The sequence below is a fragment of the Gallibacterium genomosp. 1 genome, from assembly GCF_000771875.1.
Lineage (GTDB): Bacteria > Pseudomonadota > Gammaproteobacteria > Enterobacterales > Pasteurellaceae > Gallibacterium.
In genome coordinates this window covers 1-12,706 of record NZ_JPXX01000038.1, presented here as the reverse complement: position 1 = coordinate 12,706, position 12,706 = coordinate 1, and the positions used below count along the sequence as shown (strand labels likewise).

Annotated in this window: 11 protein-coding genes and 1 pseudogene; all 12 read left to right on the top strand. The window is 42.2% G+C overall.

The window, feature by feature from the left end:
- Positions 1 to 134 precede the first annotated feature (134 nt).
- Complete coding sequence (locus JP36_RS10515) at positions 135 to 488, top strand: DUF2513 domain-containing protein (RefSeq protein ID WP_039083445.1); 354 nt, start codon at positions 135 to 137, stop codon at positions 486 to 488.
- A gap of 50 nt (positions 489 to 538) precedes the next feature.
- The gene (locus tag JP36_RS10510; protein WP_039158521.1) at positions 539 to 793 is read left to right on the top strand and encodes a hypothetical protein; all 255 of its coding nucleotides are present in this window, start codon (positions 539 to 541) and stop codon (positions 791 to 793) included.
- 66 nt (positions 794 to 859) lie between these two features.
- Positions 860 to 1,138, top strand: coding sequence for a hypothetical protein (locus JP36_RS10505; RefSeq protein WP_039158523.1), 279 nt, complete (start codon positions 860 to 862; stop codon positions 1,136 to 1,138).
- Between the two features lie 60 nt (positions 1,139 to 1,198).
- The gene (locus JP36_RS10500) at positions 1,199 to 4,489 is read left to right on the top strand and encodes a tape measure protein (protein ID WP_039174514.1); all 3,291 of its coding nucleotides are present in this window, start codon (positions 1,199 to 1,201) and stop codon (positions 4,487 to 4,489) included.
- Positions 4,489 to 4,815, top strand: a complete 327-nt coding sequence (locus tag JP36_RS10495; RefSeq protein ID WP_039174513.1) for a phage tail protein — start codon at positions 4,489 to 4,491, stop codon at positions 4,813 to 4,815. Before JP36_RS10500 ends, JP36_RS10495 begins: the two co-directional genes overlap by 1 nt.
- Positions 4,815 to 5,531, top strand: coding sequence for a phage minor tail protein L (locus tag JP36_RS10490; protein WP_039081807.1), 717 nt, complete (start codon positions 4,815 to 4,817; stop codon positions 5,529 to 5,531). The genes JP36_RS10495 and JP36_RS10490 overlap by 1 nt, the downstream gene beginning before the upstream one ends.
- Positions 5,532 to 5,535: 4 nt before the next feature.
- Positions 5,536 to 6,264, top strand: coding sequence for a C40 family peptidase (locus JP36_RS10485; protein WP_039174511.1), 729 nt, complete (start codon positions 5,536 to 5,538; stop codon positions 6,262 to 6,264).
- Positions 6,207 to 6,857 carry a tail assembly protein gene (locus JP36_RS10480; RefSeq protein ID WP_039174509.1) on the top strand — a complete coding sequence of 217 codons (651 nt, stop codon included), beginning with the start codon at positions 6,207 to 6,209 and terminating at the stop codon, positions 6,855 to 6,857. Before JP36_RS10485 ends, JP36_RS10480 begins: the two co-directional genes overlap by 58 nt.
- Before the next feature lie 5 nt (positions 6,858 to 6,862).
- Entirely contained in the window at positions 6,863 to 11,083 is a 4,221-nt protein-coding gene (gene gpJ / locus JP36_RS11840; protein ID WP_052119495.1) for a TipJ family phage tail tip protein, read from the top strand.
- Positions 11,084 to 11,141: 58 nt separating this feature from the next.
- Positions 11,142 to 11,435, top strand: coding sequence for a hypothetical protein (locus JP36_RS10465; RefSeq protein ID WP_039174507.1), 294 nt, complete (start codon positions 11,142 to 11,144; stop codon positions 11,433 to 11,435).
- A 64-nt stretch (positions 11,436 to 11,499) separates the two neighbouring features.
- Positions 11,500 to 11,826, top strand: coding sequence for a hypothetical protein (locus JP36_RS10460; protein WP_021460831.1), 327 nt, complete (start codon positions 11,500 to 11,502; stop codon positions 11,824 to 11,826).
- Positions 11,827 to 11,865: 39 nt separating this feature from the next.
- A pseudogene (locus JP36_RS10455) lies at positions 11,866 to 12,706 on the top strand (hypothetical protein); the annotation flags it as partial.

The following is a 12,706-nucleotide window of genomic DNA, read 5'->3' as shown; positions in this document are numbered from 1 at the left end:
CGAACGCATTATGTTCATCAAAGGAATGCTAAGCCTGCTTGACGAACAACCACAGCCGAAGAGATTAAACAACTTCTAAAAATTCAATAAAAACCGACCGCACTTTAGTTTAAGTGCGGTTACAGGAGAACCAAATGAAACGAAATTGGGAGCTTATCCGCAAAATTTTGTTCAAACTTGAGCAAAAGGTTGATGATACGCCGTTGGATAGTGAGAGTATAAAAGGCTTTCCGCCTGATGTAGTGGCATATCATTATCAACTGTTGGCACAGGCTGAACTGATTTGCATTGAAGATAATTCTACAATGGGCGATGCGGATTTTGTGGCGATAAATTTAACGTGGCAAGGACACGAATTTCTTGACAAAATCCGAAGCGATACCGCGTGGAATAAAATTAAACAAATCATTAAAACCAAAGGGATTGATTTATCCTTTGAGGCAATCAAATTAGCAGGAAAAAGTTTATTGATTTCTTTATTGAAATAGCTTGACTGCCCGTGGGGATTTAGTAAAGTCTTAATATGGAGGATGAAAAAATGAAAGGCTCATATAGTTTTATTACAAGTAGTCTAATTTGGGGAGCAAAAGTTTATATCACAGTGTTTTCTCTCTTTTCCTTATTATTAGTGTTATTGGCAGCCTTTAGCTTTTTCTCTTGGAAAACGATGATTATTACACTGCTAGCACTGTTTATGGTATTGCTGTTGTTGCATTGGAAATTGAGTAAAAAAGCGTTTTTTGATAGGGAAGATAAACGTTATTCTCAATATTGGGGCAAAGATTTTTATTGAAATAATTTGACTGCCAGTGGGGATTTGGTAGATTGAGTTTGCACCTATAAATTTTGGAGGTAAGCGATGAATGAATTTGGTACTGTTTTTATATTAGCAATGATAGGTTTTAAGCGAATATTTGCGTTTATTCTGCTTGCTGTTGTTGGTTTCGTTTATGTCCATTATGGTGTGAAATTGATCGACTTAATCCCATTAAGTGATGAATATTATCGTGGTCTGCTATATGCGCTAATTTTACCGGGTATTCCCTTAATATTATGTATTATTTGGATTATTAAGATTTTACGTGATCCAACACTAACCAAAGAAGAAAAAATAAATCGATTATTTGGTCGATATTGAATAATCCGTTGATTGACATAAGCTCGCTACGGCGGGCTTTTTTTTATGGGAGAAAATAAGATGTCGGGTTCGCTTGGGCAATTAAATATTCAGTTGGCGTTAGATCAAGTTAAATTTCAAGATGGTCTGACAAAGGCACAACGGCACGCAAAGCAGTTTGCTGAAAGAACAAATACATATTTAAAAAATATTGAAAATGCAGCGATAGCAACAAATAAAAGTTTGGATTTTGCTGATAAACTTAATAAGTTAAAAGTACTTAGTTTTGTGTTGCCAAACCCAAAACAGATTATTGGGAGCCTGGATAACTACACGGAATTAAGTAATAAAATAAATCTTGTCACGGAAAGCGAACGTGAACGGATTAAAGCGATGCAAGATGTCTATGACATTTCGCTCAAAACCGCACAATCTACCCAAGCGACATCATCGGTTTATCAAACTTTTGCCCAAAATGCACAGCAATTGGGGTTAGATCTATCTGATGTTGCTGCACTTACTGAAACAGTGGCAAAATCCGTAGCCATTTCGGGGGCTAATTCTGCCACGGCTTCTAATGCGTTAATTCAATTTGGGCAATCTTTATTGATGGGCAAATTGAAAGCACAAGAATTCAATTCATTGATGACACAAACGCCAACGGTTATTCAGGCGATTGCGAAAGGTTTGGGGATCACAACCGCCCAGCTTAAAGCAATGGTAGATAAAGGCGAGATGACAGCCGATAAAATGGTTGAGGGTTTGAAAAAAGCCCAAGGTAGCGTTGATGAATTACATAAAAAAACGACAACAACATTAAGTGGAGCATTCCAAAATCTTTCTACTGCAACTGAAAAGTGGCTAGGAGAAACAGATAAAGCCCTAGCTACAAGTAAATTATTTGCTGAAGGAATTAATGTTGTTGCCAATAATATCGGCACATTAGCACCGTTAACATTAAGTTTAGGAGCGGCAGTCGCGGGGATTAAATTTAGTAAAAAAGCGAAAGATGCCTATTTATCCGCAAGTGCAACAATGCAAGAGTCAAAAGCAACCGTACAAGCAACCCTTGCAGAAAAAGCAAAAATTACTGCGGATTTACAGGCGACGCAAGCCTATATCGCACAATTACAAGCTCAGCTGAATTTAGCCAAAACAGAGCAAGCTAGGTTACTTTTAAGCAAAGAACTTGGGGTTCAAACTGCAAGAGAAACGGCATTAATTAAAGCCCAAACGGCTGCAATCAATCAATTAAATGTCGCTAAAAAATCGGCAAGCACATTAGGAATGGCAATGGCGGCACTTGGTGGACCGTTAGGCGTGGCAACATTGGCAATTTCAGCCGCAATTCCATTTTTGCTAGATTGGGGAAACAGTGCAAGTGATGCAGCGAATAAATCTAATGATTTTGCAAACTCGGTGGATAATATTAAGCAGAACCTTGATAAATTTACCGTTGCTCAATTAAAAGATAAGTTGCTTGATGCCAAATACAGTATTGAAGAACAAAAGAAAAAGGTTCAAGAATTAGAACAGCAATATAAAACTTTCCAAAATGCTGCAACAAATGCAGTACAAAAAATTGAATGGAAAGATCATTATGGCAATAAGCATATTCAATATTTGAAGCGTTCCGTGGAAGATATGGCGAAAGCGGAAGAAAGAGCTATTCGCATTAAGGCACAGTTAGAAACAGAAACGGCGAAATTAAACGATCAAACATCACTGCAAGCCCAATTACAAGATAAACTCAATGAAAAGGTTGAGCAGGCAAATAATAGCCTTGCCCAACATAAATTAAAATTGAATGATTGGGAGAAAGCACAGCAGGATATTGAAAAGCAAACTAAATCCTTAACGGAAGAAGTGAATGTGCTTACCTTAGAAAGTAAAGGGAACGCAAAAGCTGCCTTTATTTTATCGGGGCTGTATAAAGTGCTTTCTGTGGAAGGAGCAGATTATGCTAATGTGCTTGCGGCAATTGCGAAAGGGGAATACGCTTCAGCAGAAGCTGCGAGTAAAACCATTGATATGTCGTTAGAAGATTTGCAGAAAATCTTTGCAGCGAAAGAACAATTGGAAGCACTTTTTCAACAAGATGAGAAAAAAACGAAGCTAAAAAAAAACATTGAGCTTAATCATAAAAAAGGAAAAGGTGGCGAAAACGCGCGTCAAAATTGGCTCAATTTCTACGATGAAGTGCGACAAAAAAGCACATCTACCCTAGGCGAAATTGACCTAGAGCAAGCCCAAATGTTCCGCCGTTTAGAAGAGTACAATAAAAAAGGCGTCGTTAAACATCAAGAATATGAAGCAGCAAAATTGGCGATTACTCAACGTTTTAATCAACAACGATTAGAACTTACGGGAAAATACGCACCGAATAAATTAGCTGCGCATAACTTGGATAAAGAGTTGGCTGCCGTTAAAGAATTGCAAGCAGCAAACCAGTTGACCATTGATGAAGCCAAACAAGCCGCAATGAAATTGCAATTTGAGTACGCGCAAAATGTGGCACAAAATGCTGTTACACCATTAGATCAACTGCGAGCCATTTACGATCCTAATCAAGCTATACAAAATCAGCAAGCTCAGGAATTAGCTTTACTTCAAGCATTTAACGAACAGAAGCTGATGACCGAAGAGGAGTTTCAGCAGCGTAAGAAACAAATAATTGATCGTTATAAATCAGACCAGCAACAAAAAGATTTAGCCGCTTATGCAGAAGGGCTATCATCTTTAAGTTCTGGATTTGAACAAATGGCATCAATGGTGGAACAATCGGCAGGACGGCAATCTTCGGCGTATAAAGCAATGTTTGCGACTGCAAAAGCCTTTGCGATTGCCGAAGGTATGGTGAACATTTATAGTGCCGCCACAAAAGTGATGAATGACTGGGACAGTATGACCTACGCTGAACGAATTGGAAAAAGTATGGCGTTGATTGGTCAAGGAATGGGATTAATTAGCAAAATCTCAAGTGTAGGCTTCGCTAGCGGTGGTTATACTGGCGATGGCGGTAAATATACGCCTGCGGGTATCGTGCATAAAGGTGAATACGTCATTACCAAAGAAGCGACATCAAGATTGGGGGTGGATTACCTTAACTTCTTAAACTACGGTACCCGACGAGGCTTTGCCAACGGTGGCGGTGTGGCCGTGCCGAAAGTGCCAATGGTGAAAGCCAAAACACAAAATGCCAATGTCAGCATCAAAGTGATCAACAACGGTGAGCCAGTAGATGCCAAAGTAACACAAAAACAGCAAGGCGATCAGCTGCAGGTGACGGTGGAGTTAATGCGGCAAATTGCTAAACAGGAAGCAAACAATATGTTACAAACCAATTTTAGAGCCGGAGGAGCCTTTGCCTAATGGAAACGTTTAAATGGTGTGTGCGGCCAAAGCTCACAATTGAAAATGAACCACGCCGTAATGTGGTGCAGTTTGGCGATGGTTATGCCCAGCGTGCCAAAGTTGGCATAAATAGCTTGCTGCGGCGTTATCCGGTTACGGTAAAAGTGAAAAACAAGGACCGTTTGGCAGTGGATGCGTTCTTGGCTCAACACGGTGGCGTTGAGCCTTTTTATTTTAATGACCCGTTCACAAAAAGTCGTAAAAAAGTAGTGTGCGGTCAGTGGCGCATTGAAATGAACCAAACCTATAGTGAATTTAGTTGTGAATTTGAGGAAGTGCCATAATGCCACAAACAATGAGCAATGCATTTAAGCTTGAATTAAGCAAAATTGAACAAAATGCCTTGATTGAGCTGTACGAAGTGGATATGCGCAGTTTGCAGAACCGACAAGGTGAACAAGGCGAAATTTATCGCTTCTATGCCGGCACAAATGAGCGTTATCAAGATATTGTGTGGCAAGGGCAAACTTATAAAGCCTATCCGATCAAAGCCGGCGGTTTTGAGTTAAACGGCAATGGACCGAGCAATCGCCCGACCTTAACTGTTTCCAATCTGTTAGGATTAATCACCGGCATTGCCGTAGATTTTAATGAAGCGGTAGGGGCAGTGGTGCGGCGACGACAAGTCTATCTGCATTATCTTGATGCCGTCAATTTTCGTGAGGGCAATCCTCAGGCGGATCCAACACAAGAACTGGTCAGCCTTTATATCATTGAACAGTTAAGCAGTTTAAAACAGGATGTTGCCACCTTTACGCTAGCGTTGCCGACCGAAACCGACAATGCTTATCTGCCAGCGAGAATGATGATGGCAGACACCTGCGCGTGGATTTATCGTTCCAGTGAGTGCGGTTATAACGGTGCGCCGGTGGCGGATGAAAAGGATATGCCGACCGGTGATCCGAAAAAAGATAAATGCAGCCGTTGTTTAACCGGCTGCAAAATGCGGAATAATACCCTGAATTTTGGTGGTTTTCCGTCAGTGAATAAAATAGGGTAAGTACATGACGTTAGAACAAGATATTATTAAGCACGCAAAGCAACAACAACCGCACGAAATGTGCGGTTTTGTCGTTTTTGAGGGCAAGCAACAACGCTTTTTGCCTTGTCGCAATGTGGCGGACGATCCGGAAAACTTTTTCGAGATTGCCGCAGAAGATTATATCAATGCCAATCATTATGACGGCATTGTTGCCATTGTGCACTCTCATCCGAACGGTGCGCCGGTTTTATCCACTGCTGACCGACAAATGCAGCTACAGTCCGGTTTGGATTGGTGGTTGGTTTGTGATGATAACGTGCATAAATTTCGTTATATCAAGCCATTGTTAGGGCGTGAATTTGTTCACGGGGAAAGTGATTGCTATAGCCTGTTTCGTGATGCCTATATGTTATCTGGTGTGGATTTTCCCGATTTTAAACGTGCTGATGAGTGGTGGAATGAAGGGGCTAATTTGTATCTAGATAATATGGAAAAACACGGTTTTGAACAGGTGGATGTAGTACAACGTGGCGATGTTATTTTAATACAAGTAGGGGCTGATGTACCTAATCACGCTGCAATCTATTTAGGGGATAACTGGGTATTACATCACTCTCCTAAGCGATTATCAAAACGAGATTTATATGATGGTTATTGGTTGAAACACACGCATAGTATTTGGAGATACCAACAATGGCAACAATTAAACTTTACGGCAATCTTAAACGATTTGGCACTGCCTTTGATTTAGCAGTGGATGATACGGCGGAAGCGATTCGTGCTTTATGCTGTCAATTGGTCGGCTTTCGACAAGCCTTACAGCAAGGTTATTACAAAGTGCGGATTGACGAACATCTCGTTACTGCCACATCACTGGAGAAAGATATTCTCTACAAATTAAACGATAACGCCGTGGTGCATCTCACGCCGGTGATTAAAGGGGCAAAAAATGGCGGTATTTTTAATATTGTGGTAGGTGCGGTGTTAATTGCCGCCTCTTGGTATGCCGGTGGAGCAGCAGGTTGGGCGTATCTTGGTGCGGCAGGGTACACTGGTGCAACAATGGCATTTATGGCTGGAGCCTCAATGATTCTAAGTGGGGTAACTCAACTTTTATCACCACAACCCAAAATGGGAAGTGTAGGCACGGAGCAGGAGAAAAAACAATCTACATCGTTCAGTAACCTTGGTAACTTGTCGGCACAAGGGCGACCGGTGCCGTTAGCTTATGGGGAAATTTTAACCGGCTCACTCATCATTTCACAGGGGATTGAAACCTACAATGTGGATGAAGAGATGAAAAAGAAAACCGAACCGAAGAAAGGCCTGTTTAGAAAAGGATAAATAATATGGGTAAAGGTGGTGGTGGCGGACATACGCCGTATGAAGCGCCGGAAAGTGGACGCTCAAAACAACGAATTAAAATTGTTGAAGTGATTTCCGAAGGAGAAATTCAAGGCTTAAAAGACAATGTCAAATCGATCTATCTAGATAAAACGCCGATACAGAACGCTAATGGCAGTTACAACTTTAAAAATATGGAGTTGCAAGGCACAATAGGTTCGCAAGATCAAGCGATTATGCGAGGTTTCAACACCTCAGAACGTGAAATTGGGGTTGGTGCTGAAGTGAAGCAAACGACCGCACTGACTCGCACGGTGACCGATGCCAAAGTCACAAGGTTGCGTTTAACGCTTGGTGTACGCAGCTTGTTTCAACAAAAAGATAACGGCGACACCGTGGCGGCGAGAGTGGATTTAGTGGTCACGGTTGGCCATCAGCAATATCCGGTCAATTTTAACGGCAAATACAGCAGCCAATATTTACGTCAAATGGTGATCGACAATCTGCCAGAAGTGCCGTTTCAAATCAAAGTGGAGCGATTAACTGCCGACAGCGAAAAACAGCGGTTACAGAATGCGACAATTTGGTCAAGCTACACCGAAATTATCGATACCGAATTTGCCTATCCGAATACCGCACTTGCCGGCATTATGTTTGATTCGGAATATTTTTCCAACATTCCTCAGCGTAATTACTTGGTGCGTGGCATTAAAGTGAAAGTGCCAAGCAATTATGACCCGATTGCCCGCAGTTACAGTGGTTTATGGGATGGGCGTTTTAAGGTGGCGTGGACGAATAACCCGGCGTGGATTTTTTACGATCTCTTAACCAACAAACGCTACGGAATGGGGCAACGCTTAGGCGATTTTAACGTGGATAAATGGGCGTTGTATGCGATTGCGCAATATTGCGATGTGTTGGTGCCGGACGGCTTCGGCGGCACAGAGCCACGAATGACCTGCAACTGTTGGCTGACAGAACAGCGACAAGCTTATGATTTAATCAACGATCTCGCTTCCATTTTCCGGGCGATGCCGGTGTGGAACGGACAGCAACTGACTGCCATTCAAGACCGACCAGCCGACCCAGTATGGACTTACACCAATGCTAATGTGGTCAACGGTGAATTTGATCGCAGCTACTCCGCGTTAAAAGCACGGCATAACATTATCCACGTGGAATATCTCGATAAAAACGATTTTTACGAGAAAAAAATTGAGTATGTGTCGGACGATGAGGCGGTGAAACGTTACGGTGCGAACGTGAAAAAGGTGACTGCCTTTGGTTGCACCTCGCGTGGGCAATCCTACCGCTTAGGGCGTTGGATTTTAGAAACAGAAAAGCTGGAAAAAGAAACCATCACTTTTTCTGTCGGGCGTGAAGGCTTAATGCACTTGCCGGGTGACATTATCCGCGTTGCCGACAATCATTACGCCGGCACCAATATCGGCGGACGTGTGTTGGCTGTGAAAGGGCGTGAAGTGACGTTAGATCGGGAAATTGACGTAAACGGCGCAAGTTATTTCAGCTATATTAATGCCGAAGCGAAACAGCAGACTATCAAAATTCAAGCCGTTAATGGCAGCATTATCACCTTAGATAGCACCCCAACCGGCTTAACCGAATTTGGCGTGTGGTCGTTGGCGACCTCGGCGGTGCGTGGCGGATTGTATCGCGCGGTGTCGATTAGCGAAAATGAAAACGGCAGCTACACCATTACTGCCTTGCAACACGAACCCCAAAAAGAGGCGATTGTCGATAACGGTGCGCATTTTGAAGCGGTGTCGAAAACATTATATTCTGCGCCGCAACTAACTGATGTGGTGATTAACACTGCTAGTGGCACAGGCGCGGTGATCAATGCGGAAGTGACCGCCGGCAATGCGATCATCACACGCTATGATATTTTGATTTATCAAGGCGAAAAACTCTATCAAAGCTATATCGGGCAGAAAACGGCAGAAGTGAAATTAGATAATCTGCCGAATGGCAATTATAGCGTGGTTATCATTGCCAAAGATGATAAAGGTCGAGTATTAAGTGAAAAGACAAAAACCTTTACCATTGACCGGCCACCGATTCCGACCGGTGTTGTGGTCAGTGGTGGCATTGAAAACATTCTGATTGAGTGGGATTATGTGGATGAGTTCACGCAAACAGAAATTTATTTTGCGACCGAAGACGACTGGATGGCGGCAAAACGCTTAGTGAAAGTGAGTGACAACCGAATGTATGCGCACACCGTTGCACCGAACAGTGTCTACTATTATTGGCTGTGTCATACACGTGGACAAAATGTGGGGCCGCTGTACCAAATGCAAGGCTTGCGCGGCGAAACCAGTGCCGACATTGAAAAAGCCTTGAACGAATTGCAACAGGAGCTAAGCGAAAACGTTGTCAATGAGGTGATCGACACCGGCTTTGCCGCACGAGGTTTGGAAGCGGTGAAAGTGGTGGAAACGCTCGGCAATGTGGCGCAGTTTCAACAGGTTAACCTGATCTACAATTTAGCGGATAAACGTTTTTACACTTGGAATGGGCAGCGTTACGCCACGATGGAGATTGACAACATCACGCCGGATCAAATCAATGGCGTTATTCCGGCGGAGAAACTCGCACGCATTCCCACACAACAATTAAGCGGCACCCTCAGTGCCAGCCAAATCGCTAGCAACAGCATTGGCACCAACCATCTACAGACGGCAGCAGTCGGCACACAGCAATTAAGAGCGAATGCCATTACTGCAGATAAACTGGCAGCCAACAGCGTGACCACCGGCAGCATTCAAGCAGGCGCGATTCGTGGAACACACATTGCCGCCGGCGAATTGACAGCGGACAAATTGGCGATTGGCTTAGGCGGTAATCTGCTCTATAACCCGATTTTTGCCAACAATGCGGACGGCTGGTCGTTATATCAAAACACGAATGTGGTCAATGCCAACAGCGGCATCAATATTAACAACAACAGCGAAGGCAACTGGCAAGGCAAAGAGTATCTCGCCGGTGAAAATCAATACCGTTGGCAACCCTCAATGAAGAGTGCCACTTTGCCGGAACAACGCTTTGGTGGCATTTATCAAGATATCAAATTGGTTGCCGGCAACTGGTATCTGTTATCCGGCTTTGTGGCGGCTCACCGTGGCTATGTGAGTGTGAACATTGAGCTTCAAAACGGACTGAAGATTGCCAATGTCAGCCGGAGTTATAGCGGTGCCGGTGTTGGCGACACGTCAACGTCCAGTTATACCAACGGCTTACAAGACACCACCCGCATTTGGATGAAATTTCAAGTGACTGCCAGCGGCACGGCACGCTGTATTTTCGATCAGCATAAAAAAGCCAATGTGGACAACACGTTCACCGTGTTACGCCGCCCGATGCTGGAAGAGTGTACGCAATATACACGCGCACCTAGCCCTTGGCGCCCGACCGGTGTGACCGTGATCCACGGCGGTTCGATTAAAACTGGCACAGTGATTGCGGAGAAGTTGGCAGCCAACTCGGTCACCACGGAGAAAATCACAGCTGGTGCGGTCAATGCCAGTAAGATTGCGGCAAACGCCATCACCTCAAACCATATTGCCGCAAAAACTATTTCTGCCGATAAATTGAAAGTAACCAATTTATCTTCGATTAGTGCGAATTTGGGCAAAGTGACCGCCGGCACAATAACCGGCACACGCATAGAGGGAAACACCATTCAAGGCGGCACCATCAACGGCACCACGATAAATGGTACCACCATTAATGGTGGCATAATTCGTGGCGCAACGATTGAAGGGGTCACGGTACGAGCTGAGAATATTATCGGGGATGTGGTACGGTTGTATAAGCTTCCGAAAGAAGGTATTTTTTTGCCAGCTTCACCATTTCATAGAACGCTTGTAGTTATCCCTTTTTCTATTACAGCTAGTAAAAAGAATACAAGTGGATCAACTATATATGGTTATACAACAATACAGTTTTTTAATAATGGTAAATTGTTTGCTAATTTCAATGTAGGTTTTTTTAGAAGAAATATAGCTAGTGCCACCTATGAAATAGTGCCAGAATCTTTGGTATATACTGCAAGTTTAAGCATTCCACCGAATACGACTACACATATTACTTTTTTAGTAAAGAACACAAGAAATAATTTTGTTTATCCTGATCCTTATAATCCGCCAAATGAGGATACGATGAGACTTTCACAATTAAATCTTCTCGTTTCGAAAAGCAACTAACTTTTTTCTTGACTTCTGACAATGATCTAATTTTTTCATCTTAATAAAGGAAAACACAATGACAACATTTAATAAAATCTTAAAACCCGTTTATTCAGCTATCGCCAACTATTCCACCTCAGATGATGGCGCTATTAATGCCAAATATGTGCTTGGCTTTGGCGAAGACAGTGAAGGAGAACTCATCGACTTTGTGCCGATGATTAGCGAATATAAATATATCGATCCGGAGGCGGCAAAAATGCTGATGGAAAAACCACTCACAGAGGAGGATGTAGGCAAAACACCGAACGAAATTATGCTTGTTCGCATTTATCAGCATTTAAAATCTACCAATCAGATTGTGGCATAGATTGTGGAAAATCAAATTAAAGCAAAACCCAGTCATTAGGCTGGGTTTTTTATTAGGAGAACTTATGGATATTAAAGATCTTAAAATTTATCGAGGTGATGACACGATTTTCACTGTACGAATTGAAGCCTTACCTAATTTTAGTTTGCAAGAGGCTGAATTAAAAATGACGCTGAAAAGTAACGTCGGAAATGAAACGCTGACATTATCCAATGAATCAGGTTCAATTTTGGTGCTTGATGATTTTACAATGCAACTGATATTCAGCCATAACTTAACAAAAAATGTTAAAGCGGTACGTTGGCGTTATGACTGTCAGATGCGAAAAGCAGGGTGTGTGCGAACCTTATTTGCAGGCAAAATAACCATTGAACCTGATATTACGGAATAACTTTTTAAAGAAACTATTTTAACGATTCAGGAGATTTAAATGAGTAAATTGAATTTAGAAATCAGTAAAAACGAGATTGAATTACAAGTCAGTATTTTACCTGGTGAAATTTTTCGTGGAGAGAAAGGAGAACAGGGTGAAAGAGGAGAGACAGGTGAAAGAGGTATGAACGGGAAGTCAGCCTATGAAATTTGGCTGGAAGCCGGACATAGTGGCACAATAGAAGATTTTTTGAACTTCATTAGAGGTGAGAAAGGAGAAAAAGGTGAGAAAGGTGAAGATGCTTTAGATTTTTTCTCTGTGCTAACACCGGAAAACCTTAATGTCTTTTACCAACAAGCTAGAGAAAAAAATTATCGTTTAGATACAAGTGAATTGGATAAGTTGATTAAACGCCATTTTCTAATGTATGTAATCAAGCAGAGCGGAACACCATTTCCGGAATACTTCATTACACCGGGTTATAATCCACAACTGACGATGTTAGAGAATGATAATCCTGTAGAAACGATAAGATACAGCGCCAATTACCGAATCAAACTTACTGGGCTAAGCGTTGATACAGCCTATCAAATTAATCAAAATCCTAAAATTTTAGTTTCATCTAGTGTTACAGAAATCACTTTAGCTGCGGATAATCAGCAGTTTAATATTGGAGAAAATGAGATACGTTTCTATCTAGAAAATGGTGCATTTTTCACAAAATACCGCTTTTTTATTGAACCTATTGATTGTGATGTCCAAAATAAAGAGCGCTTTGCCGTAATTAATGCCGCCACTGCCTCAGAATTTATGAAACAACTTAAGTTATTGCCATCTACAAAAAATGAAATCTACGCACCTAATTTAACAGAAATGGAACGAGTCAAAGTGGTAAATT

Coding starts and splice junctions, on each gene's coding strand:
- JP36_RS10515 (WP_039083445.1), top strand. CDS start 135: ATGAAACGAAATTGGGAGCTTATCCGCAAAATTTTGTTCAAACTTGAG.
- JP36_RS10510 (WP_039158521.1), top strand. CDS start 539: ATGAAAGGCTCATATAGTTTTATTACAAGTAGTCTAATTTGGGGAGCA.
- JP36_RS10505 (WP_039158523.1), top strand. CDS start 860: ATGAATGAATTTGGTACTGTTTTTATATTAGCAATGATAGGTTTTAAG.
- JP36_RS10500 (WP_039174514.1), top strand. CDS start 1,199: ATGTCGGGTTCGCTTGGGCAATTAAATATTCAGTTGGCGTTAGATCAA.
- JP36_RS10495 (WP_039174513.1), top strand. CDS start 4,489: ATGGAAACGTTTAAATGGTGTGTGCGGCCAAAGCTCACAATTGAAAAT.
- JP36_RS10490 (WP_039081807.1), top strand. CDS start 4,815: ATGCCACAAACAATGAGCAATGCATTTAAGCTTGAATTAAGCAAAATT.
- JP36_RS10485 (WP_039174511.1), top strand. CDS start 5,536: ATGACGTTAGAACAAGATATTATTAAGCACGCAAAGCAACAACAACCG.
- JP36_RS10480 (WP_039174509.1), top strand. CDS start 6,207: ATGGCAACAATTAAACTTTACGGCAATCTTAAACGATTTGGCACTGCC.
- gpJ (WP_052119495.1), top strand. CDS start 6,863: ATGGGTAAAGGTGGTGGTGGCGGACATACGCCGTATGAAGCGCCGGAA.
- JP36_RS10465 (WP_039174507.1), top strand. CDS start 11,142: ATGACAACATTTAATAAAATCTTAAAACCCGTTTATTCAGCTATCGCC.
- JP36_RS10460 (WP_021460831.1), top strand. CDS start 11,500: ATGGATATTAAAGATCTTAAAATTTATCGAGGTGATGACACGATTTTC.